We start from the raw sequence: 26,568 nt of genomic DNA, 5'->3' as shown, positions 1-26,568 counted from the left end.
GAAAACAGGAGAGTCTAAAAGACTAGAAGACGGTGCCGTCGCTCTCGATCTGCAGCGGTGGCGCACCGTTTCGCAAGCGCTGTGCCAGCACCCGGCCTGCGGCCCAGGTGCCGCCTTCGAGCACGCAGGCCAGGGGCAGCTCTTCCTCGGTGCGGTCGAGCACCTTGCGCACGCGCGGGGCGATTTCGTCGAGCAGCGCCACGGTGAGGGCGCGCCATTCGACGATGAACTCGTCGCCGGCCTTCCAGCGGCGGGTGAGAAAGGCCGGCTCGCGCGGCACGATCACGCCGCTGTCGATCAGCAGGCCGCCGTTGCGGTACTCGGGCAGGGCGGTGAGCGCGTCGAGATGCCGCACCTTCACGCCGGCCCACTCGAAGGGCTCGAGCAGCGAGTAGGTGAGCCACTGCGACAGCTTGTGGAACGGCATCCAGCCGTTGGTGAGCCCGGGGCCGGCGACGGCGCTGTGGCGCCAGCAGTCGCCCAGCGCGAAGGCCGGGTCGCCGGAGCCGCCGACGTTGTCGCTGCCGTCGGCCGCCAGGCTGTCGATGGCGTTGGCCGAGGGCCAGATGTGCGAGAGCGTGTCGAGCAGCAGCGACAGGATCTGGTGCGCCGTGATCTCGGCCGTGGGCGGCGAGGCGGCGCCCAGCGGGGCCACGAGCGCGTCGAAAAGGCCGGCGGGCCGGCCGTCGTCGCCGAAGGTCTCGGGCTGCTCGCTCATGGCCTCGCCCAGGCGGCGCAGCAGCACCGCGCGTCCGGCCAGGCCGACCAGCGGATTGACCTCGCTCACCTGGAAGGCGTCGCCCAGGCGCTCGGTCACGAGGCCGCGCAGGCCGGCCGCGTCGGCCTGCAGCGGGTGGTTCGGGTCGGACGAGAAGAGCCCGCTGGTGAACGCATGGAAGCACGCCACGCCCAGGCCTTCGGAGCGCGTGAAGCGCAGGCCGGTGGCCGGTTCGGTGTAGTGCCAGGTCGGGCCGGCACCGGCGTCGAGCAGCACGCTCACCAGCGTGAGGTCGATGTGGGCGCGGGCGCGCTGGCGGGCGTCGAGGCCCTTGCCGAGCAGCGCGTCGAGCTGCAGGCGCCGGTCGACGCCGCCGGCCTCGAAGTGGCGCCAGCGGCTGTGGTACGGGATGGTGTCCCAGGGGTAGCGCTCGCGCGTGACCTCGGCCACGGTGCGCGCCGCGTCTTCGAGCGCGTCGTCGCTGCCGATGCGGAACCACTGCGACTCGCCGCGGCGCGCGCGCGCCAGCAGGGCGCCCGCGCGCTGGCGGATGGCGGTGGTGGTGCGCAGCAAGGTGGCGGCGCCGGCCGGGTGGGCGGTGTCGGGCGCGAACTCGATCGACGGATCGACAGCGCCCGCGCCGCCGGGGCGCAGGCTGCCGGAACCGTCGGCGGGCAGGTCGATGTCGGTGCTTCGGCTCATTCGCTCAATCCCCGGCCCTTGGCCTTTTTCAGTTCCTCTGCGTCCGGCACCGGGCCGGGCGTGAAGTAGCCGGCCGCCATCTTGGCGTCCATCTCGACGCGGGCGTCGGCCGGGATCAGTTCGTCGGGAATGTTCACGCGCTCGCCGATCTCGATGCCCGAGCCGGTGATGGCGTCGAACTTCATGTTGCTCATCGACACGAGGCGGTGGATCTTCTTGATGCCCAGCCAGTGGAAGACGTCGGGCATCAGCTCCTGGAAGCGCATGTCCTGCACGCCGGCCACGCACTCGGTGCGCGCGAAATACTGGTCGGCCGTGTCGCCGCCGACCTGGCGCTTGCGGGCGTTGTAGACCAGGAACTTGGTCACTTCGCCGAGCGCGCGGCCTTCCTTGCGCGAGTAGGCGATGAGGCCCACGCCGCCGCGCTGCGCGCCCTGGATGCATTCCTCGATGGCGTGCGTGAGGTAGGGGCGGCAGGTGCAGATGTCGGAGCCGAACACGTCGGAGCCATTGCACTCGTCGTGGATGCGCGCGGTGAGCTCCACGTCGGGATTGGCCAGGTCGCGCGGGTTGCCGAAGATGTAGAGCGTCTGCCCGCCGATGGGCGGCAGGAACACCTCCAGGTCGGAGCGCGTGACCAGCTCGGGGTACATGCCGCCAGTCTCTTCGAAGAGCGTGCGGCGCAGGTCGGTTTCGGAGCAGCCGAAGCGGCGGGCCACCTCGGGCAGGTACCACACGGGCTCGATGGCCGCCTTGGTCACCATGGCCGCGCCGCCCGTGGTGAGGAAGTGGCCGTCGGCCTTCAGGCGGCCGCTTTGCAGCGCCTCGATCACCTCGGGCAGGATCACGTGGGCCTTGGTGATCGCGATGGTCGGGCGGATGTCGTAGCCGGCCGCGAGTTCGGTGGAGAACACGTCGGCCACCAGCGCGCCCCAGGGGTCGAGCGAGACGATGCGCCCGGGCTCGCTCCACTGCGGATACGGGCCGATGACGTCGGTGGGCGCGGTGTTGGTGAGGTCGGCCTTGTGTTCGCGCTTCAGGGCACCGGCCGCCACGGCGAGCGCGCGGTACACGCTGTACGAGCCGCTGTGCGTGCCGATCACGTTGCGGTGCGCGCGCTTGGTGGTCGTGCCGACCACGGGCCCGCGCTCGGTGGCGGTGGCCGCGCCCCAGTGGATGGGCAGGGCGCCGAAGCCGCCGGCATGCGAGGTCAGGCGGATGTGGCCGGTCGAGGACGAGGGGTGGAGCGGAGGGCTCTGCGCCGGGCTGGCACCGGTCGCGGTCGGCAAGGCGGAAGGGAGCGCGGTACTGTCTGCGGACATTTGAGGCCCTCAAAAAATGCAATGTACCGAGCACTTGTGCGGCTGGCAAGCGAGGGCCCGCGCGGCCTGGCCGCACTGGCTTTCAGGCAGGCGACGAGCGCAGGCCGTAGGTCTTGCCGTGCACGAACAGGTACTCGGCGCGCAGCACCGCGTCGCCTCTCTCTCCCGTGAAGGTGAAGCCGAGCACCGCCACCGGCGTGCCGGGCTTGATCTCCTCGACGCCCCAGGCCTGCAGCCGCGTGAGCGGGGCCAGCTCGATCTGCCACTTGCGGTCGCGCCGCGTCGGCAACTGCGCCTTGGCCAGCAGCGCCGCGCCGTCGACCGTGGCGCTTTGCTTCGGCAGCGGCCGCTGCTTCAGGTCGGGCGGCAGCGCGAGGTTCTCGGGCAGCTCGATCTCCAGCTCGCCGTGCGGGTTGCGCCAGCTCACCTTGGTGGCGCGGCCCTCCAGGTACAGCGGGCGCTCCTGGTCAAAACTGCTCCAGCCGTGGTGGGCCCAGGCGGGCAGGGCCAGTGCGATCGAACCGGTCACGAACATGCGTCGATGCAGCATCGCGTTCTCCTTGGTCAGACATAGGCAATCCAGCGCCCGCAGATGATGACAGCGAGCCAAAACCCCAAAGACAGGAGGCATTGAAACCTGGCGAATCCGCTCTGCCCGCCGAGGTCGCCGCGCAGGTGGAACCAGGCGGCGTTAAGGCCGGCCAGCAGGATCAGCAGCAGCTTGACGCGAAAGGCCGTGTTGTTCAGCAACTCGCCCGGCTGGCTCGCGAACATGGTCAGGCCGGTCAGTGCGCACAGGCCGAAGCCCAGCAGGGCGGGGCGCAGTGTGAGGCGCGCCAGCAGCGGCGCCGGCAGCTCGCGGGCCAGGCCGAGGGCGCGCAGCTCGAACACCAGCAGGCTGCCGAACAACAGCGCGATGCCCACGATGTGCGCCGCCTCCAGCGCCGGGTAGGCCCAGGGGTGCGAGACGAGTCCGGCCAGCATCGGCGCAGCTTAGCCTAAGCCTCGCCCTGGGGGCGCGGCACAATCCCTTGCAATCTTTTTTCACCAGGCTGTAACCGGCCGGCCCGATGGCACGAAACACCGTAGGCAGCAGGACGACACCGAGCGACGCGGAAGCGGCCTTGCGCCGCCTGTTCCTTCGCGGCCTCGATGGCGACGCCGGCGCGTACCGCGAGTTCCTGCAGAAACTGAGCGCGCACCTGCGCGCTTTTCTGGGCAAGCGCCTGTTCGGCTGGCCCGATGAAGTGGAAGACCTCGTCCAGGAATGCCTGCTCGCCATGCACAACCAGCGCCACACCTACCAGAGCGACCAGCCGCTGACGGCCTGGGTGCATGCCATTGCGCGCTACAAGATGATCGACCTGCTGCGCGCCAAGTCGGTCCGCGAAGACCTGCATGACCCGCTGGACGACGACCTGGCCGTGTTCGCCGCGTCGGCCACCGAGGCCAGCGATGCGAAGCGCGACCTCGGCGGGCTGCTGCAGACCCTGCCCGAACGCCAGCGCCTGCCCATCGTGCACGTGAAGATCGAAGGCCTGTCGGTGGCCGAGACGGCCAGCCTCACGGGCATGTCGGAGTCGGCGGTGAAGGTCGGCATCCACCGGGGCCTGAAGGCCCTGGCCGCGAAATTCGGGGGAGGCGCCGCGCCATGAAGACCGACGACCTCGTGAACCTGCTGGCCGCCGGCGAGGTGGCGGTGCCGCGGCGCAGCGCGAGTGGGCGCATCGGGCTGGCGGTGCTGGCCGCGCTGCCGCTGTCCTTCGTGATCCTGTTCGGCGAGTACGGGCTGCGGCCCGACCTGGTGCAGGCGATGTTCTGGCCGATGTTCTGGGTCAAGGTGCTGTTTCCGCTGTGCATCGCGGCGGCGGCCTTTGTGACGGTGCAGCGGCTGGCCCGGCCTGGCGTGCGGATGCGCCACGCGTGGTGGGGCGGGGTGCTGCCCGTGCTGGGGATCTGGGGGCTGGCGGCGTTCGTCTGGTTCTCGGTGCCGATCGAGGAGCGCATGCCCTTGCTGATGGGCCAGTCGTGGCGCATCTGCGCCCTGAGCATCGGCTTCATGGCGCTGCCGGTGTTCGCGGCCACCTTCGTGGCGCTGCGGGGGCTGGCCCCGACGCGGCCCGCGCTGGCCGGGGCCGCGGCCGGCGCACTGGCCGGCGGCGTGGGCGCGTCGGTCTACGCGCTGCACTGCATGGAGCTGACCGCGCCGTTCCTCGCGGTCTGGTACGTGAGCGGGATCGCGGTGCCGGTGCTGCTGGGCGCGGTGCTGGGACCGCGCCTGCTGCGCTGGTAACGGCGCTGCTTCAGCGCTTCTTGCTGCCGAAGATCCCGCCCAGCACGCCGCGCAGGATCTCCTTGCCCACCGACGTGCCCATGGTGCGCACCGCCGACTTGGCCATGGTCTGCACGAGGCCGTCGCGCTTGCCGCCGCGCGGGCCGGTGCTGCCGAAGAGCATGTCGTTGAGCATGCCGCTCATGCCGGACGATTCTTCCGCGGCGGCTCCGCCCTTGGCGCCCGCGGCCGGCGCATCGGGGGCGCTCTCGGCGCGACCCTTGAGCTTTTCGTAGGCCGATTCGCGGTCGACCGTCTTTTCGTACACGCCGGCCACCAGCGAGCCCGCGATCAGCGCCTTGCGCTGCTCGGGCGTGATCGGCCCGAGCTGGCTGCCCGGCGGCAGCACGTACACGCGCTCGGTGATGCTCGGGCGGCCCTTGGCGTCCAGGAAGCTCACCAGCGCCTCGCCCACGGCGAGTTCGGTGATGGCGGTCTCGATGTCCAGGCCGGGCTTCTGGCGCATGGTGCTGGCGGCGGCCTTCACGGCCTTCTGGTCGCGCGGCGTGAAGGCACGCAGCGCGTGCTGCACCCGGTTGCCCAGCTGGGCCAGCACCGAATCGGGAATGTCCAGCGGGTTTTGCGTGACGAAATACACGCCGACGCCCTTGGAGCGCACCAGCCGCACCACCAGTTCGATGCGTTCGACCAGCGCCTTGGGCGCCTCGTTGAACAGCAGGTGGGCCTCGTCGAAGAAGAAGGCCAGCTTCGGCTTCTCGGGGTCGCCGATTTCGGGCAGCTGCTCGAACAGTTCCGACAGCATCCACAGCAGGAAGGTGGCGTACAGGCGCGGCGAGTTCATGAGCTTGTCGGCCGCCAGGATGTTCACCACCCCCTTGCCGCCCACCGTCTGCATGAAGTCGGTGATGTTGAGCATCGGCTCGCCGAAGAACTTGTCGCCACCCTGGGTCTCGATCTGCAGCAGGCCGCGCTGGATCGCGCCCACGCTGGCGGCGCTGATGTTGCCGTACTCGGTGGTGAACTGGCTCGCGTTCTCGCCCACGTACTGCAGCATGGCGCGCAGGTCCTTCAGGTCGAGCAGCAGCATGCCGCTGTCGTCGGCGATCTTGAACACCAGGTTCAGCACGCCGGCCTGGGTTTCGTTCACGTCGAGCATGCGGCCCAGCAGCAGCGGGCCCATGTCGGACACTGTGGCGCGCACCGGATGGCCCTGTTCGCCGAACACGTCCCACAGCGTGACGGGGCAGGCGGCCGGCTCGGGCACCTCGATGCCGCGTTCCTTGAGCGTGGCGGCCAGTTTTTCGCCGACGCTGCCTTTCTGGCTGATGCCGGTCAGGTCGCCCTTGACGTCGGCCATGAACACCGGCACGCCGATGTTCGACAGTTGTTCGGCGATGGTCTGGAGCGAGACGGTCTTGCCGGTGCCGGTGGCGCCGGTGATCAGGCCATGGCGGTTGGCCAGGCCGGGCAGGAGGGTGCACTCGATGGTGTCGTGGCGTGCGATCAGAAGGGGGTCGGCCATGGGGCGCTCCGGGTCGTATCGAAGCGCGCAGTCTAATCAACCGCCACTCCTATAATTCACGACCCCGCACGGTCGTTCAGGAAAAAAGTTCAGGAGGTTTTTTTGTCATCGACTGCTCAGCCCCCCATTCCCGCCACTGGCGATGCATCCGAACAGTCGCCGATCGAAAAAGAGCTGGCCGTGTTGCTCGTGAACGCGCTCAATCTCGAGGTCGCACCTGAAGAGATCGTTCCCACCGACCCGCTGTACGGCGAAGGTCTGGGCCTCGACTCCATCGACATCCTCGAAGTCGCGCTCGAAGTCTCGCGCCGCTACGGTTTCCAGCTGCGCTCGGACGACGAGCGCAACCAGCAGATCTTCCAGTCGCTGCGTACGCTCGCGACCCACGTCGCCGAGCACCGCAGCGCCACCTGATCCATGTCCCGATGGCGACTCGTACTCCTGCTGCTGGTAGGGGTCACGTATGCCGGCCTCTCCCACTGGATGACGCTGTTCCACGCCACCGAGCCCTGGGCTGTGGTGGTGTTGCTCGGGCCGTTGTGGATCGCGGCCATGGGCTGCGCCGCCAGCTGGTTCGGCCGCTGGGGCCTGGCCATTGCGGCGGCGCTGGGCATCGGCGGCTTCTCGCTCGTCTTCCTCGGTGAGGCGGGCGACACGAACCGCCTGTACGTGCTGCAGCACATCGGCATCAACGGCGCCTTGTGCGGCTGGTTCGGCTCGACGCTGCGTGGCAAGGGCCTGCCGCTGATCACCCAGTTCGCGCAACGCGTGCACCCGCTGAAGGGGCACATGCTGTCGTACACGACGCACCTGACGCAGGTGTGGACGGTGTATTTCGCCGTGGTGGTGGTCTCGTCGATCGTGGTCTACCTGACGATGCCGTTCTCGGCCTGGTCGCTGCTGGCCAACGTGCTGTCGCCGCTGAGCGTGGCGCTGCTTTTCGTGGGCGAGCACCTCGTGCGCTACCGCCTGCATCCCGAATTCGAACGCACGCGACTGGTCGATGCGGTGCGCGCGTTCTACGGCACCTCGACGGTGGACAACGGCGCTGGCGGCCAATGAAACAGGCGCAGCCCGTGTGACCCCCGACACCGCTTCTTCTTCCTTCCTGCCGCTGCTCGCGGACCGCAATCCCGATGCGCCCCTGGCCTGGCGCGCCGGCCAGCCGGTGAGCACGCGGCAGTTCCTGGCCGACGTCGCGCGCCTCGCGCCCGCACTGCCTGCCGAGGGGCCTGCCGTCAACCTCTGCCTCGATCGCTACGCCTTCGCCGTGAGCCTGGGCGCCGCGCTGGTGCGCGGCCACGCCAGCCTGCTGCCGCCCGATGCGCGGCCGGACACGCTGGCGCGCCTGACCGAAACCGGCGGCGCCCACCTGTTCGCGCTGACCGACGACGCCAAGCTCGAGACGCCCGGCATGCGACGCCTGCAGGTCGAGGCCGTGCCCGGCCCGGCCGGCGATGCGCCCGTGCCCGCCATCGATGGCGGCCGGCATGCGGCCAGCCTGCTCACATCGGGTTCCACCGGCGTGCCGCAACCGCATGCCAAGGCCTGGCGCACGCTGGTCGGCGACGTCGAAGTGGCGGTCGAGCGGCTGTGCCGCGTGCTGCAGCGGCCCACGCTCGAAGGGCTCACGCTGGTGGCGACCGTGCCGGTGCAGCACAGCTACGGCCTGGAGTCGTCGGTGCTGCTCGCGATGCTCGGTGGGGCCGCGTTCGAAACCGGGCGGCCGTTCTTTCCGGCCGACGTCGCGAAGGCGCTGGCCTCGGTGCCGCGTCCGCGCGCGCTGGTGACCACGCCGTTCCACCTGAAGACGCTGCTGCTGTCGGGCATCGAGCTGCCGCCGGTCGACCTGATCCTGTCGGCCACCGCGCCGCTGTCGCCGCAACTGGCCGCGCAGGCCGAGCAGGCGCTGGGCGGCGTGCTGCTCGAAATCTACGGCAGCACCGAATCGGGCCAGGTGGCCACGCGCCGCACGACCGAGAGCGAAATCTGGGAAACCTTCGGCGAGATCCGCGTGCATGCGGAATCGGGGGAGGGCGACGGCCCCGAGCGCTTCATCTTCAGCGGCGACTTCATTCCCGAGCCGACGCCGATGGCCGACGTGCTCGAGCTGCTCGATGCACGGCGCTTTCGCCTGTTCGGCCGCGCCAACGACCTGATCCACGTCGCTGGCCGGCGCAGTTCGCTCGCCCATCTGAACTACCACCTCAACAGCATCGCCGGCGTCGACGACGGCGCCTTCTGGCTGCCCGACGAGGTGGCCGACGGCGTGGTGCGGCCGGTGGCGTTCGTGGTCGCGCCCACGCTGTCGGCGGCGGACATCATTGCTGCACTGCGGCAACGCCTGGAGCCCGTGTTCGTGCCGCGCCGCGTGGTGCAGGTCAAGGCCTTCCCGCGCGAAGGCACGGGCAAGCTCACGGTGCGGGCGCTGCGCGAATTTGCGCTGGCGCAGCTGGCCGACGACCAGACGCCGGTGCAGATGGCGCACACGGTGCCGGTCGACCATCCGGCCTTTGCCGGTCATTTCCCCGGCCAGCCACTGGTGCCCGGCGCGCTGCTGCTGGCCGAAGTCATGGAAGTCGTGCGGCGCGTGCCGGCGCTGTCGGCACGGCTCGGCCCGAGCCCGACGCTGGCGGCCGCCAAGTTCCTGGCGCCCGTGCGACCCGGCAGCACGCTGTCCATCGAGCTGCATCCCGAGGCCGGCACCGGCCGCGGCGTGCGTTTCGACGTGCGCTGTGACGGCGTGGCGGCTGTCACCGGCCGCTGGACGGCTGTGCCAGAGTCGGCGGGATGAAGCACACCGACGCCGAAACGCGCGCCGTGGACGAAGCGGCGCGGCAGACTGCCCGCCCGGCGGCCCAGCAGGGCGACTGGGCGCGCGCGCCCGAGCGCAGCAACATGCTGGCGCTGCGCTTCATCTGCCTCATGGCGCTGGTGTGCGGACGGCACGTCACGCGGCTGCTGCTGCCGCCGATCAGCCTGTATTTCCTGCTGTTCGCGCCGGCACCGCGCCGCTACATCAAGCGCTACCTGTTCAGGGCCATCGGCCCGCGCGCGGGCTGGGTCGACGGCTACCGCCTGCTGCACGCGTTTTCCTCCACCGTGCTCGACCGCGTGTACTTCCTGCGCGGGCGCATGGACCTGTTCAAGCTGAAGATCGAAGGCAACGGCCCGATCGAGGCCGAGGCGGCCGAAGGGCGGGGCGCTTTCCTGCTCGGCGCCCACATCGGCAGCTTCGAGGTGCTCGGCGCCTGCAAGCAGCAAAAGCACCAGAACCGCATGCGGCTGGCGATGCTGATGTACCCGGACAACGCGCAGCGCATCACCGCCATCCTGAACGCCATCGCGCTGCCCGAGATGCGGCCCCACGTGATCGCGCTGGGCCGGCCGCATTCGATGCTCGCGCTGCGCGACTGGCTCGACGGCGGCGGCCTGGGCGGTATGCTGGCCGACCGCACCTTGCCGGGCAGCGAGGAGCAGCCGGCGCACCAGCGCGGCAACAACATCGTGCTGCCCTTCCTGGGGCAGCCGGCCGTCTTCAACGACGGCCCGTTCCGGCTGGCGGCGCTGCTGCGCCGCAAGGTGTTCTTCATGGCCGGCATGTACGGCGGCGGTGCCCGCTACGATGTCCGGTTCGATCCGCTGGCCGACTTCGGCACGCCGTTCGTCGACGCCGCGGAGCGTGAACGCCGCATCCGAAGCGCGGTCGAAGCCTATGTGGCCCGCCTGGAGGCGCTGTGCCGCGCCTACCCGTACAACTGGTTCAATTTTCATGATTTCTGGCTCGAAGATGCGGCTTGATCGGCTTTGCAGGGTGGTGGTGCTGGCGGTGGCTTTCTGTGCCGCGCCGGCCTGGGCGGCGTTCGACCTGCCCGAACTGATGGGCCTGCTGGCCCGGCAGAAGAGCGGCGAGGCGCGCTTCACCGAGCAGCGCTTCGTGCACGGCCTCGAAGGCCCGCTCGACGCGAGCGGCACGCTGAGCTTCGAGGCGCCCGACAAGCTGGTGCGCCGCACGCTGTCGCCGCGCATCGAGACCATGTCCGTCGACGGCAACACGCTGACCCTGTCGCGCGGCAACCGCAACCGCACGCTGGCGCTGGACAGCATGCCCGAGCTGCTGGGCCTGGTCGAAGCCATGCGCGGCACGCTGAGTGGCGACGGCGCCACGCTGCAGCGCTACTTCAAGAGCACTGTGACCGGCGCCGCCGGCAAGTGGACGCTCGACCTCACGCCCAACGACAGCCGGCTGGCCGCGCAGGTGCGCAGCATGCGCATCACCGGCCGCAACAGCGAGGTGCTGGGGCTGGAGATGGAGTTCGTGGGCGGTGACCGTTCGGTCATGCACATCTCGCCCAATGCGCCGCCGTCGGCGGTACCGGCCGGCGCTCCCGGGCGCGCGACGCCGTGAGCCTGGCGCAGGCGGGCGGGCCGCCGGGGTGGTCGCGCCGCATCGTCGTTCTGCTGGCGTGGCTCTTGGTCGTGGCCCTGGGCGCGGTCGTCATCGCGCGCACCCAGATCGGCGCCGACCTGTCGGCCTTTCTTCCCAAGAGCCCTGACCTGCGCCAGCGCGTGCTCATCGAGCAGCTGCAAAGCGGCGTCGCCTCGCGCACGCTGATGCTGGGTTTCGAGGGCGGCAGCGTCGCGCAGCGCGCTGAGGTCTCGCGTGCCGTCGGCAAGGCGATGCGCGAGAGCCAGCTCTTCGACCTGGTGCAGAACGGCGACGTGAGCGACTGGAGCGAGGCCGGCACCTGGGTGTTCCAGCACCGCTACCAGCTCTCGTCCGGCGTGATGCCGGGGCAGTTCACGGCCGAAGGGTTGCGCGAGGCCATCGTCGACACGCTGTCGATGCTCGGCACGCCGGCCGGCAACGCGATCAAGCCCTTGCTCGACAGCGATCCGACGGGCGAGACCCAGCGCATCGCGATGGAGCTGGTGCCGGCCAGCGCACCGCGCAGTGAGGCCGGCGTCTGGATGTCGCGCGAGGCGCCGCGTGCGCTCATGATCGCCACCACGCGCGCGGCCGGCGGCGACCTCGATGCGCAGGCCGTCGCCATCGCCCGTGTGCAGGCTGCCTATGAAGCCGCCGCACGCGGCATGGGCGAGGCTGCGCCCAGGCTGTTGTTGAGCGGGCCACCCGTGTTCTCGGTCATGAGCCGCGAAAAGATCAAGACCGAAGCCATCCACCTCGCGGTGGTGGGCGGCATCGTGATGAGCGTGCTGCTGCTGCTGGCCTTTGCCTCGCCGCGTGCGCTGGTCATCGCCTTCCTGCCGGTGGCCACGGGCGTGGTGGTGGGCACCGCGTCGGTCAGCCTCGTGTTCGGCTCGGTGCACGGGCTCACGCTGGGCTTCGGCAGCACGCTGATCGGCGAGACGGTCGACTACGCCATCTACTACCTGATCCAGGCGCGCGGCGCGGCCGTGGCCGGCACCGGCTGGCAGCGCTGGCGCGAGGTGCATTGGCCTACTGTGCGGCTGGGCCTGCTGACCTCCGTGTGCGGCTTTGCGGCGCTGGTGTTCTCGGGCTTTCCGGGGCTGGCGCAGCTGGGCGTGTTCTCGATCGCCGGACTGGTGTCGGCCGCGCTCGCCACGCGCTACGTGCTGCCCGTGCTGGCACCCGATGGCGCGACCGGCATGGGCATGCGCCGGCACATGGCGCGCCTGGCCGGCCTGCTGGTGCGCGGCCTGCCGCGCCTGCGCTGGCCGCTGGCGGCGCTCGGCGTGGCGGCGCTCGCGCTGGTGCTGTGGCAGGGCGGCCACCTGTGGCGCGCCGACCTGAGCGCGATGAGCCCCGTGCCGCGCTCGGCCCAGCAGCTCGACGAGATGCTGCGCAAGGACATCGGCGCCAGCGACGGCGGCGTGCTCGTGGTGGCCTTCGGCGACGACGAACAGGCCGCACTGCGCCACACCGAGGCCGCGGCCGCGCGCCTCGATGCATTGGTCGACAAGGGCGAGCTCAGCGGCTACGAAGCCGTGACCCGCGTGCTGCCCAGCGTGGCCGCGCAAACGGCGCGCCAGGCCAGCCTGCCCGACGCCGACACGCTGCGTGCCAACCTGGCCGAGGCGACCAAGGGCCTGCCGCTGCCGGCATCGCGCCTCGGACCCTTCGTGGCCGACGTGGAGGCTGCGCGCAAGCAAGCGCCTGTGCAGCGCGCCGACCTCATGGGCGGCCCGCTGGGCTCCGTGGTCAACACGCTGATGTACGAGCGACCGGGTGGTGGCTGGTCCACGCTGGTCGTGCTGCATCCCGGCCCGGGCTTCGAACAGGGGCGCCTCGAGGAGGCGCTGGCCGGTCTGCCCGAAGTGCAGGTGGTGGACGTCGGCCGCGAGCTCGGCGGCCTCTACCAGCGCTACCTGCACGAGGCCTTCGTGCAGGTGCTGCTCGGCGCGCTGGCGGTGGTGGTGCTGTTGGGCGTGTACCTGCGCTCGTGGCGCCGGCTGCTGGCCGTGTGCCAGCCGCTGCTGTTCGCTGTGGTGCTCACGCTGGGTGGCATGGCGCTGGCGCAGGCGGCGCTCGGCATCCTGCACCTCGTGGGGCTGCTGCTGATCGTCGCCGTGGGATCGAACTACGCGCTCTTCTTCGACCAGCTGCGCACGACCGGGCGCGCCGACGAAGACACGCTGGCCTCGCTGATGCTGGCCAACCTCACGACGGTGGTGTCGTTCGGGCTGATCGCGATCTCGGACATTCCGGCGCTGTCGTCCATCGGCCGCGTGGTCGCGCCGGGCGCCTTGCTGGCGCTGCTGCTGTCGGCCGCGTTCGCGCGCAACGTGGCGCCCGGGAAGGGCCCGAGCCCGCAGCGTCCGCGCTGATGGGAAAATCCGGACCCACCATGTCGTCGCCTTCCGTCCCTTCCACTGGTTCTGCCGCCTCCGAGTCCTGGCCCTGGCCGCCGGCCATGCGCGCCAGCGCGGCCGTGCATGTGGCGGCGCTGGGCGCAGGCGTGCTGGTGCCGGGCGCATGGCCCTGGGCCCTCGGCGCGGTGGTGCTGAACCATGCGCTGATCACCGGCGCCGGGCTCACGCCGCGCAGCAACCTGCTCGGCCCGAACGTCACGCGTCTGCCCGAGGCCGCCGCTGCGCGTCGCGAGGTGGCGATCACCATCGACGACGGGCCCGAGCCCGAGGTCACGCCCCGCGTGCTCGACCTGCTGGACGCCCACGGCCAGCGCGCCACCTTCTTCTGCATCGCCGAGCGCGTGCTGGCGCATCCCGCACTGGCGCGCGAGATCGTCGCGCGCGGCCACAGCATCCAGAACCACACCGCGCGGCATCGCCACAACTTCTCCTTCCTCGGCCCGCGCGGCTTTGCGGCGGAGATCACGCGCGCGCAGGACATCCTGACCGACGTGACCGGCCAGCGCCCGACCTGTTTCCGCGCGCCCGCCGGCCTGCGCAACCCTTTCCTCGAACCCGTGCTGCACCGCCTCGGCCTCTCGCTCGTGAGCTGGACGCGGCGCGGTTTCGACACCCGCGAAGGCGACGCTGCCAAGGTGATGGCGCGCCTCGCCCGCCACCTGCAGGCACGCGACATCCTGCTGCTGCACGACGGCAATGCCGCGCGCACCGCGGCGGGGCAACCCGTCTTGCTGGAAGTCCTGCCCTTGTTGCTCCAACGCCTGCGCACCGATGGATTGCGCGCCGTGACCCTGCCTGAAGGATTGAAGACCGCATGAGCGCCGTGATGCCATCGACGATGACCACCGACCAAGCCTGGCGTGAGCTGCATGAAGCCGCGACCGTCCCCTACAAGAAGGGCGGTACCTTCGCTTGGCAGTTCGCGCGCGGCAAGCTCGGGCGCGACCCGGTGTTCCGCGGCCTGCTCGAACGCGGCCTGATCGACGCGCAGCACCGGCGCGTGGTCGACATCGGCTGCGGGCAGGGCCTTTTCGTGAGCCTGCTGGCGTCGATGAGCACGATGCAGCAGCAAGGACGCTGGCCCGCTTCATGGGCCGCCACGCCGGCCGCCGCGGACTACACGGGCATCGAACTGATGCCGAAGGATGTGGCGCGCGCCGAGGCGTCGGTCGGCCACCTGAAGCCGACGCCGCGGCTGGTGTGCGCCGACATGTGCTCGGCCGCCTTGCCCGACTGCGACCTGGTCGTGATCCTCGACGTGCTGCACTACGTGGACCTCGCCGCGCAGGAGGGCGTCTTGACCCGCGTGCGCGACGCGCTGCGCCGTGGCGGCAACCCGAAGGCGCGCCTGCTGCTGCGCGTGGGCGACGCGTCGAGCACGCGCGGTTTCGCGATCAGCCAGTGGGTCGATCGCACCGTGACGCGCATCCGCGGCCACAAGGTCTCGCCGACCTGGGGCCGCCCGCTGGCCGAGTGGATCGCCGTGCTGCAGCGCCTGGGTTTCCGCGTGCAGAGCATGCCGATGAGCGAAGGCACGCCCTTTGCCAACGTGCTGCTGGTGGCCGACCTGGAGACTGCCGCTTGACGGCACCGCAGACGCTCGACCGCGCGGGCATCGCCGCGCGCATTCCGCACAGCGGCAGCATGTGCCTGCTGGAGCGCCTCGAAGGCTGGGACGCCGAATCGATCCATTGCAGCACCACGACGCACAGCCAGGCGGACAACCCGCTGCGCACCGAGAGCGGCCTGCTCGCGCCCAACGCCATCGAGTACGCGGCGCAGGCCATGGCGCTGCACGGCGGCCTGCTGGCCGTCGAGGGCAGCACACCGTCGGCCGGCTTCCTGGCCAGCGCGCGCAACGTGAAGCTGGCGGTGGCGCGGCTGGACGACATCGCCGGGGCGTTGCAGGTGCGCGCGAAGCGCCTGTCCGGCGACGACCGGCAGGTCTTGTATGAATTCACGGTGGCGGCCGACGACGGCCGCCTGCTGGCCGAGGGCCGGGCCGTGGTGGTCTTGAACACGCCGCTGGCGGACATGGGAAGCACACCGTCATGAGTTTCGAAGGAAAACGCACACTGATCACCGGCGCAAGCGGGGCGCTCGGCGCGGCCATGGCGGAGCGTTTTGCACGCGACGGCGCCACCGTGCTACTGCATGCTAACTCGCGGCCCGAGGCCATCGAGCAACTGGCCGCGTCGATCACCGCCGCCGGCGGCAAGGCGGAATGCCACGTGTTCGATCTGCGCAGCGACGAGGCCTGCGCGGCCGGCTGCGCACGCATCCTCGAAGGCGGCGCAGTGCAGATCCTCGTCAACAACGCCGGCGTGCACGACGACGCCGTGCTGCCCGGCATGCGCGCGGAGCAATGGCACAAGGTGATCGACGTGTCGCTGAACGGATTCTTCCGCGTGACCCAGCCGCTGCTGCTGCCGATGATGCGCACCCGCTGGGGTCGCGTGCTGAACATCTCGTCCGTCGCCGCCATCGCGGGGAACAAGGGGCAAGTGAACTACGCCGCAGCCAAGGGCGCGCTGAACAGTGCGACCAAGGCGCTGTCGCTCGAAGTGGCGTCGCGCGGCGTGACCGTGAACGCGATCGCGCCGGGGATCATCGCCTCGCCGATGGCCGATGCGGTGTTCGATCCCGCGCTCATCAATCAGATGGTGCCCGTGAAGCGTGCCGGAACACCGCAGGAAGTGGCGGCGCTGGCAGCGTTCCTGGCAGGCGATGAAGCCGCGTACATCACGGGTCAGGTGATCTCGATCAACGGCGGAATGATCTGAGGCCCGGCTGCTTCGTTCTTCCTTGCGAAGGACAGTGCATCCGTTTCACCCCGAAGCCCGGCAGGCGGTGCGGTGTGGGCGGCCCCTCTGTGCCGCCGAGGAGCGCAGCGTTTCGCGGATCAGGGCTCGCAGCTGTTTGAGCGAAGCGAGTTCTGCGAGACCCCGCGAAACGCGAGCACCGCAGGGAAGCCGCGAAGCGGCCGGCGCAGTGGGGCCGACCGCGCCGTGCCGCCTGTCGGGCGCCCTCCAAAGGTCTAAAGAGGCAGCGTATCGAACGCAGCGTAAGCCGTAGCCAGCCAAGACTTCACACGCTGCCGCTCCAGCAAACCCAGCGCATGCGCCCCTTCGCGGTCGTTCACGGCCTTCCAGAAACTGGTGTTCTGCGCATCAATCTTGCGCATGCTGGCTTCGTGCAGGCGAGGCAAGGCAATCACGCGTGCCCCATTCGCATTGGCCTTCGACAGCGACTGCGACGCCAGCAGCATCCCGAAGTCGCTGCCGCGCCCGTAGTTCTGCACCACGATGTAGTTGGGCCGGTTGCCGAAGGTGTCGATCAGCGTGCCGAGCAGGTCGGTGGAGTCCTTGCCGTCGTCCAGCACGTGCCAGAAGTTGACCGTGACGTCGATCTCCTCGAACACATCGAACAGGTCCGATTCCTTGATCCAGCGTGACAGCGGCGCCAGCGTCTGCGCCGCGAGGTCGACGATCACGCTCTGCTTCGGGTTGGTCTCGAAGCCGTTCACCACCGTGTCCAGGCCTTCGAAGCTGTCGACCACCACGGGCGAGGCAAAGCCCTCGTAGAAGCGCGTGAAGGAGCTGTGCGAACGGTCAGTGTCGAAGCCGGTGAAAGGTCGGCTGCGATCGATGAAGTACTGGGCCAGCACGCGGGCCGTGACCGATTTGCCGACACCGCCTTTTTCGCCGCCGATGAAGTTGATGGAGCTCATGAGTGGTTGCTGCCTCGAATGGGTTGAGGGGTGGAGGAGGGCGGATTCATTCTAGGGGTCGCCTGTCGCACCGCTGTGGCTAGCGACCCCGCTTGCTCATGCCCTGCAGCAAGGGATGTGCCTGCAGGCGCTGCTGCAGCCGTTTCTTCCACGGGGCCGGCAGTGCCGACGCGTCGATCATCGCGGGCCACTGGTCGCGCGCAAGGCGGGCCGTGTCGGCCACCACGCGCCGCATGCGCGGCTCGTGCAAGCCAGCCGAGAAACAGAACGCGCGCACATTGGCCGGCGCGAACATCGCGGTACGACGCGCAGCGGTGGCGCTAACCGGGGCCGGCAGCAGCGGCAGCGCATGGCCTTCGACACCCTGCAATGCCGCATAGGCCACGATGTCGTAGGCCGGCGCCAGGCGAGGCGCAATGCCATCGGGATACAGCACGCCGAAGTTCTTCAGGTGCGCATCCGGGTTGCCCAGCAGGTCGTTGACCACGAGCCGGCGCACCAGTTCGAGCACAGCGTCTTCGCCCAGCGACGGAAAGGCGCGCATCGCGAGCGCCATGTCGAGGTAGCTTCCGCTGTACTTATGCATCGGGTCAACCGCGAGCACCTGCGCGAAATCTTCGAAGTGGATGCGGCGCGCGCCATCGCGGTCGAAGCGCGTGACGGCCAGGAACTCGGGCTCGTCCGGCAGCGCATAGCTGTGCTCCGCCGCAATGGCCGACAGCGGTGCGAGTTCGGCGTGGCACACCTCGACGCCCGCCACGCCGGCCATCTGCAGCGAGAGCATCTCGAGTTGCGGCATGTGCGGCCGGCCGGCCACCGGCAGCTTGGCGATCACGCGCGTGCTGGCGCCGGCGCGCACGCGCGCCACGTAGCGTCCGCCCTGGCGGCGCAGGCCCAACTTGGGCTGCACGCCCGAGACCGAGATGCCCTGCGGCATCGGCAACTCGACCACCGACATCTCGAGTGCGTCCTGGTCCTGCGTGATGAGCCGCTGCAGCGTGCCACGGTCCACCGACACGGGGCGCGCGGCCACGGCGCCGGGCAGGTCGCCGCCGCAGGCCGCCAGCAATTCGAAGTGATCGTTCTCGCGGCACCCGCGCAGCTGCGCGATGTGGCTGCGCAGCACACCCTCGGGCAGCAGGTTCTGGAAGAAGCCGGGCAACTGGCCGCCTTGGGCGTTGAACAGCGGGTTCTTCACGTCGCTCCACAACGCGGCCTGGGTCGCCGGGTCGCTCGCGACCATCGACAGCGAAAGCACGCCGGGCGGCGGGTTGGCGATCAGCTCGGGCTCCGCCACGAAACGGCACAGATCGGCGTACTGGAACAGCTTGCCGAGGCGGTGCACGCCGAGCGAAATCTCGAGGATCTTGACGTTCATGGCTGAGAGCGGCGGCCCCGCACGTAGGGCGGCGCGGCGGGCGCTTCGGCCAGCGCCCGACCGACGCGCGTGGCGACCGGCCGGTAGCCGGGATCGACGGCCGTGCCTTCACCGAAGCCCTTGGGCGCGAGCTGCAGTTCGAGCCCCAGCGCATCGACCAGCGCGAGCAGCGACGACAGCTGCGGATTGCCCTTCAGGCTCAGGGCATTGCGCACCGAGCGCTCGGTGAGCCCCGAACGCAAGGCGATCTCGGCGTTCGTGAGGCCGGCGGCCCCGCGACGCGCCGTGAGGGCGGTGATGAGTTCCTGCTTGTCCACGGAAAGATAATACCGCAAATGCCTATTTCGGAAACATATTTCCGATGCGAAGAACCTACTTGGGTATCAGAGTGAAGAGCGGCATGACCACGCCCATCACCCAGTTCTGGCCGAAGTCGAGGGCCGCCCGGCGGTACTTCTCGTCGGCCTGCGCGGCCAGCAGGTCGAGCCGTGCCACCACCTTCGACAGCTCGCGGTCGGCCACGAGGTTGCGCCCGCGCTCGCTGATCTCGGTGGCCAGCAGCAGTGGCTGGCCGTCGGGGCCGGTCTTGGAAGAAATGAGCCAGAGCGAAATCTCGAAGTTGCGCGCCGTGCGGTAGCTGTTCTCGGCGTCGACCCCGTCGATCATGGTCTGGTCCCAGGTGTTGCCGTTGGCCTGCTTGAGCATCGAGGCCCACCCGACGACCAGCGCCGCCACGCGGTCGCCCTGGTAGGCCTGCGGGCCGGTCTCGAAGGCCAGGCGGATGGCGTCGATGCCGGTGGCGCCGCGCAATTCGGGCAGCGGCGTGCCCTGCAGGACCGCGTCCCAGGTGCGCTGCGTGGCTTCTTCCATGCTGGCGGCCGACTTGCGCCATTCGCGCGGGTTGCGCCGGTACAGCGTGGTCTGCACGCGGCGCACCGATTGCAGGTTGTCGCGCAGCGACAGGTTGGCGATGCGGTTGGTGGCCGATTGCAGCCATTCCTGGTTGCCGTAGGGCTCGGCGCGCTCGGTGGAACGGAAGGAGGAACAGCCCGTCAGCGCCAGCGGCGCGAGCAGGGCGGCCGCGGTGCCTGCCAGCAGGCAGGTGCGTCGCGCCGCGAGGGGAGAAGCCAGGGAATCGCTCATGCCCTGACGTTATCATCCACGGCTGGGGCGGCGGCCCGCTTCAAGCTGCGGGCCCGTGCAATTTTCCTTACAAATCAATACCTTGGCGCTACGCCAAGGCAGGGCGACAAGTCGTGCGTCTTAACTCCATCAAGCTCTCGGGCTTCAAGTCGTTCGCCGAACCCACCAACTTCCTGCTGCCGGGCCAACTGGTCGGGGTGGTGGGGCCGAACGGCTGCGGCAAGTCGAACATCATGGACGCCGTGCGCTGGGTGCTCGGCGAGTCGCGTGCGTCGGAACTGCGCGGCGAGTCGATGCAGGACGTGATCTTCAACGGCACGACCACCCGCAAGCAGGCCAGCCGCTCGAGCGTCGAACTCGTGTTCGACAACGCCGACCACCGCGCCGGCGGCCAGTGGAACCAGTTCACGGAAATCGCCGTGCGCCGCGTGCTCACGCGCGACGGCACCAGCAGCTACTACATCAACAACCAGCCGGTGCGTCGCCGCGACGTGCAGGACGTGTTCCTGGGCACGGGCCTCGGGCCCCGCGCCTACGCCATCATCGGCCAGGGCACGATCAGCCGGATCATCGAATCCAAGCCCGAAGAACTGCGCCTGTTCCTCGAAGAGGCCGCGGGTGTCTCCAAGTACAAGGAGCGCCGCCGCGAAACCGAGAACCGCCTGGGCGACACGCGCGAGAACCTCACGCGCGTCGAAGACATCCTGCGTGAACTCAACGCCAACCTCGAGAAGCTCGAGAAGCAGGCCGAAGTGGCGGCGCGCTACAACGCGCTGCAGGGCGACGCCACGAAGAAGCAGCACCAGCTGTGGTTCCTCAAGCGCGGCGAAAGCGATGCCGACCAGGCCAAGATCAAGGCCGATTCGGAAAAGGCCATCAACGACCTCGAATCGCGCACCGCCGACCTGCGCCGCATCGAGTCCGAACTCGAAACCGTGCGCCAGGCCCACTACGGCGCCGGCGACCTGGTGAACCAGGCGCAGGGCAAGCTGTACGAAGCCAGCGCGGAAGTCGGCCGGCTCGAAGGCGAGATCCGCTTCGTGGTCGAAGGCCGCCAGCGCGTCGAGCAGCGCCTCGTGCAGTTGCGCGAACAGATGGGCCAATGGGGCCGTCGCCGCGAAGAAGCCGAAGCCGAGATCGAGACGCTGGCCGGTGCCGGCGTCGATGCCGAAGAGCAGGCCATCCTGCTGGCCGCGCAGCTCGAAGAGCACGACGCGCGCCTGCCCGACCTCGAAGAGGCCGTGCAGCGTGCGCAGAACGAGGCCAACACCCAGCGCGCGACGGTGTCGCAGGTGCAGCAGCAGATCCAGGTGCTGGCCGCCGACCAGCGCAACATCGAAGACCAGAGCCGTCAGCTCACGCTGCGCAGCGAACGTCTGCGCGCCGATCAGAACGCACTCGCCGCACCCGACGAAGACCGGCTGACCGAAATGCAGGAGCAGCTGGCCGCGGCGCAAGAAACCGCGAGCGAATCCGATGCCCGCCTGCAGGAACTGCAGGAGGCCGTGCCCCAGCTCGACGAAGACCGCCGCGCCAAGCAGCAGGCCGTCAACACCGAGGGCGCCCGCCACGCCGAGTTCTCGGCCCGCCTCGAAGCGCTGCGTGCGCTGCAAGAGAAGGTAAAGACCGACGGCAAGCTCGCCCCCTGGCTCGCCAAGCACGGGCTCGACGGCCTGCAGGGCCTGTGGAGCCGCATCCACATCGAACAGGGCTGGGAGAACGCGCTCGAATCCGCACTGCGCGAACGCCTGGGCGCGCTCGAGGTCAGCCGGCTCGACATGGTGCGTGCCTTCGGCAACGACGCACCGCCCGCCAAGCTGGCCTTCTACAGCCCGCCCGCCGCTGGCGTGCCGCAGGGCGCGGGTGCGCTGCCCAAGCTGTCGAGCCTGCTGCGCCTGAACGACGCCGGCCAGCAGGCGTTGCTGAACGACTGGCTGCACGGCTGCTTCACGGCCGAGACTTTCGAAGAGGCGCTGGCCCAGCGCGCCACGCTGCAGCCCGGCGAGGTGATCTACGTGCGCAGCGGCCATGCCGTGTCGTCGCACAGCGTGAACTTCTACGCGCCCGATTCCGAGCAGGCCGGCCTCCTGGCCCGCCAGCAGGAAATGGAAAACCTCGAGCGCCAGCTCAAGGCCCAGACGCTCATCAACGAAGAGGCGCGCACCGCGCTGGTCCGCGCCGAAGCGGCCTACGGCGATGCCGCACAGCGCCTCGTCACGGCCCGCCGCGAAGCCGCCGAAACGCAGTCGCGCGCCCATGAACTGCAGGTCGAGACGCTGCGCATGACGCAGCTCGCCGAACAGACCCGCGCGCGCAGCCAGCAGCTGGCCGCCGACCTCGGCGAGGTCGATGCCCAGCTCGAAGAACTGCAGGAAAAGCGCATCGCCGCCGAAGGTCGTTTCGAAGAGCTTGATATGCAGCTCGCCGACAGCCAGGAGCGGCATGCACAACTCGACGAGCGTGTGATCGAAGCCGGCCGCGCGCTCACGGCCAGCCGCGAACAGCACCGCAGCCTCGAACGGCAGGCGCAGGAAGCCACCTTCTCGCAGCGCACCCTCGAAGCGCGCCGCGGCGAACTGAACCGCAGCATCGAAACCGCTTCGCAGCAGACCGTGGCGCTGACCGACGAAGACGAGCGCGCCCGTGCCGAACTCAGCCGCCTGTCGGATGCCGCCGCGCAAGCCGGCCTGCAGGACGCGCTATCGCTCAAGCTGGAGCGCGAGACCGCGTTGGGCGCGGCCCGCAGCCAGTACGACGACCTCACGCTCAAGCTGCGCGCCAGCGACGAGCGCCGGCTGCAGCTGGAGCGTGAACTCGATCCGCTGCGCCAGCGCATCACCGAGTTCCAGCTCAAGGAGCAGGCCGCGCGCCTGGGCGTCGAGCAGTACCAGCAGCTGCTGGACGACGCCGGTGCCGACCTCGAAGCGGTGGCGCAATCGATCGAGACCGAGAAGGTGCGCCTGACCGGCCTGCAAAGCGAAATCGACCGCCTGAACCGCGAGGTGGTCGCGCTCGGCGCCGTCAACCTGGCCGCGCTCGACGAACTCGCGATTGCGAGCGAGCGCAAGATCTTCCTCGACGCCCAGTCGGCCGACCTGAACGAAGCCATCGGCACGCTCGAAGACGCCATCCGCAAGATCGACGCCGAAACGCGCGACCTGCTCGGCGGCACCTTCAAGATCGTCAACGAGCACTTCAGCCGCATGTTCCCGGAGCTGTTCGGCGGCGGCAACGCCAAGCTGATGATGACGGGCGACGAAATCCTCGATTCCGGCGTGCAGGTCATGGCCCAGCCGCCCGGCAAGAAGAACCAGACCATCCACCTGCTCTCGGGCGGTGAGAAGGCGCTCACGGCCATTGCGCTCGTGTTCGCCATCTTCCAGCTGAACCCGGCGCCTTTCTGTCTGCTGGACGAAGTGGACGCGCCGCTGGACGACGCCAACACCGAACGCTATGCCAAACTCGTCTCCGCCATGAGCCGTGAAACCCAGTTCCTTTTCATCAGCCACAACAAGATCGCCATGGAAATGGCCGAACAGCTGATCGGCGTGACCATGCAGGAGCAGGGCGTGTCGCGCATCGTTGCGGTCGACATGGAGTCGGCGGTCTCGATGGTCGAAGCGGCATAAGGCAGGCGCGCGCATGAGCAATCTCACCCTCGCCCTGGCGATCCTCGGCGGCCTCGTTCTCGCGGCCGTCGTGGCCTACAACACCCTGATGTCGCGCCGCAATGCGCCGCGCCAGCCCGATGCGGTCGATGTCGCCCTGGCCGAAGCCGAGCGCGCGTTGGCCGGCGGCAGCGACGGCGGCGTGGAGCCGATGCTCCATGCCGACCCGAGCCAGGTGGCCGGCAGCGACCGCCACGAGCCGCTGTTCGACCCCGACCTGCCCGCGCCCAGCGGCGTGCCCGTGCCCACCGGCGAGCGCCGCGGCGGGCTCGATCCGCTGATCGATGTCATCGCGCCCATTTCGCTCGAAGGCCTGGCCTCGGGCGATGCCGCGCTCGCGTCCATGCCGTCGACGCGCCGCGCCGGCAGCAAGCCGGTGGCCATCGAAGGCCTGAACGACCTCACCAGCCAATGGGAGCCGCCGGCGCCCGGACAGCGCTACCGCGCGTTCCAGGTCGGCGTGCAGCTGGCCAACCGCACCGGGGCGCTCAACGAGATCGAGTACTCCGAATTCGTGGTCAAGGCGCAGGCTTTTGCCGATGCCGTGAACGGCGCGCCCGAGTTTCCCGAGATGCTCGACGAAGTGGCGCGCGCCCGCGAGCTCGACCAGTTCGCCAGCGCGCACGACGCACAGCTGGGCTTCGTGCTGCGCGCGCTGCACGCCGCCTGGAGCCCGGGCTACGTGCAGCAGAACGCCGCGCGGCTGGGCTTCGTGGCCGGGATCATTCCGGGCCGCATGGTGCTGCCGACCAGCGAGGCCGGCCTGCCGCCGATCCTCGGGCTCTCGTTCGACACCCAGGCGGCGCTGGCCGACGATCCGGCGCAATCGGCCATCCGCGAGCTCAGCCTGAGCCTCGATGTGCCGCAGGTCGATCGCGGCGAAGAGCCGTTCCGTCGCATGCGTGAAGCTGCTGCCACGCTCGCCCGCGAGATGGACGGCGTGGTGACCGACAGCGACGGCCAGTTGCTGCGCGACGAAACCATGGACGTGATCGGCACCGACCTCGAGCAGCTGTACGACACGCTCGACGCACGCGATCTCGCCGCGGGTTCGCCGCTGGCGCGACGCCTCTTCAGCTGATCCGTCTTTTTCCCGAGGGACCCCCCATGACAACGCGCGACGAAGCGGCACGCGAAGCCGCCGCACTGAGCGAGCAGCTGCATCGCCACGCCCATCTGTACTACGTGCTCGACGCCCCCGAGCTGCCCGACGCCGAGTACGACAAGATGTTCCAGCGCCTGCAGGTGCTGGAGACCGAGTTTCCCGAGCTGCGCACGCCCGATTCGCCGACGCAGCGCGTGGGCGGCACGGTGCTCGACAGCCTGGCCAAGGTGCGCCACCGGGTGCCGATGCTGTCGATCCGCACCGAGACCGACATCACGCCCGCCGGCGCCAGCGCCTTCGACGCACGCGTGCGCCGCGAGCTGGGCCTGGCCGAAGACGCGCCGCAGATCAGCTACGTCTGCGAACTCAAGTTCGACGGGCTGGCCATGAGCCTGCGCTACGAACACGGCGTGCTGGTGCAGGCCGCCACGCGCGGCGACGGCGAGGTGGGCGAGGACGTCACGCAGAACATCCGCACCGTGCGCGAGATTCCACTCAAGCTCAAGGGCGCGGCGCCACCCGTGGTCGAGGTGCGCGGCGAGGTCTACATGAAGCGCGCCGATTTCGATGCCCTCAACGAACGCCAGCGCCAGAAGATCGCCGCCGGGCAGAAGAACGAGAAGGTGTTCGTCAACCCGCGCAACGCGGCGGCCGGCGCGGTGCGCCAGCACGACCCGGCGATCGCGGCAGAACGCCCGCTGAGCTTCTTTGCCTACGGCCTGGGCGAGGTTTCGCCCGCGAGCGACGGCGGCCCCGACATCGCGACCCAGTTCGACTGGCTGCAGCAGTTCCACGCCTGGGGCTTTCCGGTAGCCACGCAGACCGCGCGGGCGACCGGTGCTATTGAACTGATAGCGTTCCACGAAACCATCGGCCGCCAGCGGGATGCGCTGCCGTACGACATCGACGGCGTGGTCTACAAGGTCGACAGCCTGGAGCTGCAGCGCCAGCTGGGTTTTGTTTCGCGCGAACCGCGCTGGGCCGTGGCCCACAAGTACCCGGCGCAGGAGCAGCTGACCGAGGTGGTCGGCATCGAGATCCAGGTGGGCCGAACCGGCAAGCTCACGCCGGTGGCCAAGCTGGCGCCGGTGTTCGTGGGTGGCGTGACCGTGACCAACGCCACGCTGCACAACGAGGACGAAGCCCGCCGCAAGGACGTGCGCGTGGGCGACACGGTGATCGTGCGGCGCGCCGGCGACGTGATTCCCGAAGTGGTGGGCGTGGCGCCCGACAGCCTGGCCAAGCCCGATGACCAGCGCGGCGCGGTCTTCACCATGCCCCACAAGTGCCCCGTCTGCGATTCCGAGGCGGTGCGGGAGGAGGGCGAGGTCGACTACCGCTGCACCGGCGGCCTGTTCTGCGCGGCCCAGCGCAAGGAGGCCATCCTGCATTTCGCGGCGCGGCGCGCGGTCGATGTCGACGGGCTGGGCGACAAGCTGGTCGAGCAGCTGGTCGATGCCAACCTGATCCGCACCTTGCCCGACCTCTACAAGCTCGGTTTCGTCACGCTGGCGGGCCTGGACCGCATGGCCGAGAAGTCGGCCCAGAACCTCGTCGATGCGCTCGAGGCGTCGAAGAAGACCACGCTGCCGCGCTTTTTGTTCGGCCTGGGCATCCGCCACGTCGGCGAGAGCACGGCGAAAGACCTCGCCAAGCATTTCGGCAAGCTCGACGCCATCATGGACGCGACCGAGGAACAGCTGCTCGAGGTCAACGACGTCGGCCCGGTGGTGGCGCAGAGCCTGCGCACCTTCTTCGACCAGCCGCACAACCGCGAGGTGGTCGAGCAGCTGCGCGCCTGTGGCCTGACCTGGGAAGAGTTCGAGCCCGAGGCCCGCGCGCCCAAGCCTTTGGCGGGACTGACCTTCGTGATCACCGGCACCCTTCCTACGCTGGGCCGCGACGAAGCGAAGGATAAATTGGAGGCAGCCGGCGCCAAGGTGGCCGGCTCCGTCAGCAAGAAGACCCACTACCTCGTGGCCGGGGAAGAGGCCGGCAGCAAGCTGGACAAGGCGCGCGACCTCGGCGTCACGGTGATTGACGAGGCGCGTATGCTGGAGATCCTCGCCAGCGGTGTTCCGCCGGCACCCGACGCCTGAGTCGCCCGGCGCCCGGGATCCAGGCCTTTACCG

Annotated in this window: 24 protein-coding genes; 15 read left to right on the top strand and 9 right to left on the bottom strand. The window is 69.6% G+C overall.

Annotated features, from left to right (window positions below; genetic code table 11):
• Nucleotides 1-22 precede the first annotated feature (22 nt).
• The 4 genes from AC07OX_RS01055 to AC07OX_RS01040 all read right to left on the bottom strand — a co-directional run bounded on the left by AC07OX_RS01055 (nt 23) and on the right by AC07OX_RS01040 (nt 3,726).
• A complete protein-coding gene (locus tag AC07OX_RS01055) occupies nt 23-1,420 on the bottom strand; it encodes a URC4/urg3 family protein (protein ID WP_495262506.1) in 1,398 nt (465 codons plus the stop codon).
• Nucleotides 1,417-2,742 carry a GTP cyclohydrolase II gene (locus AC07OX_RS01050; protein WP_062477758.1) on the bottom strand — a complete coding sequence of 442 codons (1,326 nt, stop codon included), beginning with the start codon at nt 2,740-2,742 and terminating at the stop codon, nt 1,417-1,419. Before AC07OX_RS01050 ends, AC07OX_RS01055 begins: the two co-directional genes overlap by 4 nt.
• 82 nt (nt 2,743-2,824) lie before the next feature.
• The gene (locus AC07OX_RS01045) at nt 2,825-3,292 is read right to left on the bottom strand and encodes a DUF6152 family protein (protein WP_495262505.1); all 468 of its coding nucleotides are present in this window, start codon (nt 3,290-3,292) and stop codon (nt 2,825-2,827) included.
• Between the two features lie 14 nt (nt 3,293-3,306).
• Nucleotides 3,307-3,726, bottom strand: a complete 420-nt coding sequence (locus AC07OX_RS01040) for a hypothetical protein (protein ID WP_495262504.1) — start codon at nt 3,724-3,726, stop codon at nt 3,307-3,309.
• Nucleotides 3,727-3,812: 86 nt separating this feature from the next.
• Here AC07OX_RS01040 and AC07OX_RS01035 point away from each other — a divergent pair, with 86 nt between their 5' ends.
• Entirely contained in the window at nt 3,813-4,397 is a 585-nt protein-coding gene (locus AC07OX_RS01035) for a sigma-70 family RNA polymerase sigma factor (protein WP_062477750.1), read from the top strand.
• Nucleotides 4,394-5,035, top strand: a complete 642-nt coding sequence (locus AC07OX_RS01030; RefSeq protein WP_495262503.1) for an NrsF family protein — start codon at nt 4,394-4,396, stop codon at nt 5,033-5,035. The genes AC07OX_RS01035 and AC07OX_RS01030 overlap by 4 nt, the downstream gene beginning before the upstream one ends.
• A 10-nt stretch (nt 5,036-5,045) precedes the next feature.
• Here the strand turns inward: AC07OX_RS01030 and AC07OX_RS01025 are convergent, their stop codons facing one another.
• The gene (locus AC07OX_RS01025) at nt 5,046-6,557 is read right to left on the bottom strand and encodes a helicase HerA-like C-terminal domain-containing protein (RefSeq protein ID WP_495262502.1); all 1,512 of its coding nucleotides are present in this window, start codon (nt 6,555-6,557) and stop codon (nt 5,046-5,048) included.
• 102 nt (nt 6,558-6,659) lie between these two features.
• Here AC07OX_RS01025 and AC07OX_RS01020 point away from each other — a divergent pair, with 102 nt between their 5' ends.
• Genes AC07OX_RS01020 through fabG form a run of 10 tightly spaced genes read left to right on the top strand, consistent with a single transcriptional unit; the run spans nt 6,660 to nt 16,195 of the window.
• Nucleotides 6,660-6,971: a phosphopantetheine-binding protein gene (locus AC07OX_RS01020; protein ID WP_062482694.1), complete on the top strand. Its 312-nt coding sequence runs from the start codon at nt 6,660-6,662 to the stop codon at nt 6,969-6,971.
• Between the two features lie 3 nt (nt 6,972-6,974).
• The gene (locus AC07OX_RS01015; protein ID WP_070060740.1) at nt 6,975-7,619 is read left to right on the top strand and encodes a COG4648 family protein; all 645 of its coding nucleotides are present in this window, start codon (nt 6,975-6,977) and stop codon (nt 7,617-7,619) included.
• 16 nt (nt 7,620-7,635) lie between these two features.
• Nucleotides 7,636-9,351: an AMP-binding protein gene (locus AC07OX_RS01010; protein WP_495262501.1), complete on the top strand. Its 1,716-nt coding sequence runs from the start codon at nt 7,636-7,638 to the stop codon at nt 9,349-9,351.
• Nucleotides 9,348-10,358, top strand: a complete 1,011-nt coding sequence (locus AC07OX_RS01005) for a lysophospholipid acyltransferase family protein (RefSeq protein ID WP_495262500.1) — start codon at nt 9,348-9,350, stop codon at nt 10,356-10,358. Before AC07OX_RS01010 ends, AC07OX_RS01005 begins: the two co-directional genes overlap by 4 nt.
• Nucleotides 10,330-10,965 carry a LolA-related protein gene (locus AC07OX_RS01000; RefSeq protein ID WP_495265722.1) on the top strand — a complete coding sequence of 212 codons (636 nt, stop codon included), beginning with the start codon at nt 10,330-10,332 and terminating at the stop codon, nt 10,963-10,965. Before AC07OX_RS01005 ends, AC07OX_RS01000 begins: the two co-directional genes overlap by 29 nt.
• The gene (locus tag AC07OX_RS00995) at nt 10,962-13,367 is read left to right on the top strand and encodes an MMPL family transporter (protein ID WP_495262499.1); all 2,406 of its coding nucleotides are present in this window, start codon (nt 10,962-10,964) and stop codon (nt 13,365-13,367) included. Before AC07OX_RS01000 ends, AC07OX_RS00995 begins: the two co-directional genes overlap by 4 nt.
• The gene (locus AC07OX_RS00990) at nt 13,367-14,230 is read left to right on the top strand and encodes a polysaccharide deacetylase family protein (protein WP_495263336.1); all 864 of its coding nucleotides are present in this window, start codon (nt 13,367-13,369) and stop codon (nt 14,228-14,230) included. The genes AC07OX_RS00995 and AC07OX_RS00990 overlap by 1 nt, the downstream gene beginning before the upstream one ends.
• Entirely contained in the window at nt 14,227-14,997 is a 771-nt protein-coding gene (locus tag AC07OX_RS00985) for a class I SAM-dependent methyltransferase (RefSeq protein ID WP_492726855.1), read from the top strand. Before AC07OX_RS00990 ends, AC07OX_RS00985 begins: the two co-directional genes overlap by 4 nt.
• Nucleotides 14,994-15,467, top strand: coding sequence for a hotdog family protein (locus AC07OX_RS00980; RefSeq protein ID WP_495262497.1), 474 nt, complete (start codon nt 14,994-14,996; stop codon nt 15,465-15,467). Before AC07OX_RS00985 ends, AC07OX_RS00980 begins: the two co-directional genes overlap by 4 nt.
• Nucleotides 15,464-16,195, top strand: coding sequence for a 3-oxoacyl-ACP reductase FabG (gene fabG / locus AC07OX_RS00975; RefSeq protein ID WP_062471225.1), 732 nt, complete (start codon nt 15,464-15,466; stop codon nt 16,193-16,195). Before AC07OX_RS00980 ends, fabG begins: the two co-directional genes overlap by 4 nt.
• Nucleotides 16,196-16,449: 254 nt before the next feature.
• On the opposite strand, the gene AC07OX_RS00970 is transcribed toward fabG, so the two are convergent.
• The 4 genes from AC07OX_RS00970 to AC07OX_RS00955 all read right to left on the bottom strand — a co-directional run bounded on the left by AC07OX_RS00970 (nt 16,450) and on the right by AC07OX_RS00955 (nt 19,663).
• Nucleotides 16,450-17,142 carry a P-loop NTPase family protein gene (locus tag AC07OX_RS00970; RefSeq protein ID WP_095948584.1) on the bottom strand — a complete coding sequence of 231 codons (693 nt, stop codon included), beginning with the start codon at nt 17,140-17,142 and terminating at the stop codon, nt 16,450-16,452.
• A 79-nt stretch (nt 17,143-17,221) separates the two neighbouring features.
• Nucleotides 17,222-18,520 carry a type II toxin-antitoxin system HipA family toxin gene (locus AC07OX_RS00965; RefSeq protein WP_495262496.1) on the bottom strand — a complete coding sequence of 433 codons (1,299 nt, stop codon included), beginning with the start codon at nt 18,518-18,520 and terminating at the stop codon, nt 17,222-17,224.
• Complete coding sequence (locus AC07OX_RS00960) at nt 18,517-18,837, bottom strand: helix-turn-helix domain-containing protein (RefSeq protein WP_062471231.1); 321 nt, start codon at nt 18,835-18,837, stop codon at nt 18,517-18,519. The genes AC07OX_RS00965 and AC07OX_RS00960 overlap by 4 nt, the downstream gene beginning before the upstream one ends.
• 55 nt (nt 18,838-18,892) lie before the next feature.
• Complete coding sequence (locus AC07OX_RS00955) at nt 18,893-19,663, bottom strand: hypothetical protein (RefSeq protein WP_369628924.1); 771 nt, start codon at nt 19,661-19,663, stop codon at nt 18,893-18,895.
• A gap of 113 nt (nt 19,664-19,776) precedes the next feature.
• Between AC07OX_RS00955 and smc the strand changes: the two genes are divergently transcribed.
• Genes smc through ligA form a run of 3 tightly spaced genes read left to right on the top strand, consistent with a single transcriptional unit; the run spans nt 19,777 to nt 26,535 of the window.
• Nucleotides 19,777-23,292 carry a chromosome segregation protein SMC gene (smc, locus tag AC07OX_RS00950; protein ID WP_070060697.1) on the top strand — a complete coding sequence of 1,172 codons (3,516 nt, stop codon included), beginning with the start codon at nt 19,777-19,779 and terminating at the stop codon, nt 23,290-23,292.
• Between the two features lie 13 nt (nt 23,293-23,305).
• Nucleotides 23,306-24,412: a cell division protein ZipA C-terminal FtsZ-binding domain-containing protein gene (locus tag AC07OX_RS00945; protein WP_062471237.1), complete on the top strand. Its 1,107-nt coding sequence runs from the start codon at nt 23,306-23,308 to the stop codon at nt 24,410-24,412.
• A 26-nt stretch (nt 24,413-24,438) separates the two neighbouring features.
• Nucleotides 24,439-26,535, top strand: coding sequence for an NAD-dependent DNA ligase LigA (ligA, locus tag AC07OX_RS00940; RefSeq protein WP_495262495.1), 2,097 nt, complete (start codon nt 24,439-24,441; stop codon nt 26,533-26,535).
• The last annotated feature ends 33 nt before the right edge of the window (nt 26,536-26,568 follow it).

The sequence above is a fragment of the Variovorax sp. GW821-FHT09D07 genome (assembly GCF_059416345.1).
This window is presented reverse-complemented; position numbering and strand designations above follow the sequence as displayed.

Coding starts and splice junctions, on each gene's coding strand:
- AC07OX_RS01055 (WP_495262506.1), bottom strand. CDS start 1,420: ATGAGCCGAAGCACCGACATCGACCTGCCCGCCGACGGTTCCGGCAGC.
- AC07OX_RS01050 (WP_062477758.1), bottom strand. CDS start 2,742: ATGTCCGCAGACAGTACCGCGCTCCCTTCCGCCTTGCCGACCGCGACC.
- AC07OX_RS01045 (WP_495262505.1), bottom strand. CDS start 3,292: ATGCTGCATCGACGCATGTTCGTGACCGGTTCGATCGCACTGGCCCTG.
- AC07OX_RS01040 (WP_495262504.1), bottom strand. CDS start 3,726: ATGCTGGCCGGACTCGTCTCGCACCCCTGGGCCTACCCGGCGCTGGAG.
- AC07OX_RS01035 (WP_062477750.1), top strand. CDS start 3,813: ATGGCACGAAACACCGTAGGCAGCAGGACGACACCGAGCGACGCGGAA.
- AC07OX_RS01030 (WP_495262503.1), top strand. CDS start 4,394: ATGAAGACCGACGACCTCGTGAACCTGCTGGCCGCCGGCGAGGTGGCG.
- AC07OX_RS01025 (WP_495262502.1), bottom strand. CDS start 6,557: ATGGCCGACCCCCTTCTGATCGCACGCCACGACACCATCGAGTGCACC.
- AC07OX_RS01015 (WP_070060740.1), top strand. CDS start 6,975: ATGTCCCGATGGCGACTCGTACTCCTGCTGCTGGTAGGGGTCACGTAT.
- AC07OX_RS01005 (WP_495262500.1), top strand. CDS start 9,348: ATGAAGCACACCGACGCCGAAACGCGCGCCGTGGACGAAGCGGCGCGG.
- AC07OX_RS01000 (WP_495265722.1), top strand. CDS start 10,330: ATGATTTCTGGCTCGAAGATGCGGCTTGATCGGCTTTGCAGGGTGGTG.
- AC07OX_RS00990 (WP_495263336.1), top strand. CDS start 13,367: ATGGGAAAATCCGGACCCACCATGTCGTCGCCTTCCGTCCCTTCCACT.
- AC07OX_RS00985 (WP_492726855.1), top strand. CDS start 14,227: ATGAGCGCCGTGATGCCATCGACGATGACCACCGACCAAGCCTGGCGT.
- fabG (WP_062471225.1), top strand. CDS start 15,464: ATGAGTTTCGAAGGAAAACGCACACTGATCACCGGCGCAAGCGGGGCG.
- AC07OX_RS00970 (WP_095948584.1), bottom strand. CDS start 17,142: ATGAGCTCCATCAACTTCATCGGCGGCGAAAAAGGCGGTGTCGGCAAA.
- AC07OX_RS00965 (WP_495262496.1), bottom strand. CDS start 18,520: ATGAACGTCAAGATCCTCGAGATTTCGCTCGGCGTGCACCGCCTCGGC.
- AC07OX_RS00955 (WP_369628924.1), bottom strand. CDS start 19,663: ATGAGCGATTCCCTGGCTTCTCCCCTCGCGGCGCGACGCACCTGCCTG.
- AC07OX_RS00945 (WP_062471237.1), top strand. CDS start 23,306: ATGAGCAATCTCACCCTCGCCCTGGCGATCCTCGGCGGCCTCGTTCTC.
- ligA (WP_495262495.1), top strand. CDS start 24,439: ATGACAACGCGCGACGAAGCGGCACGCGAAGCCGCCGCACTGAGCGAG.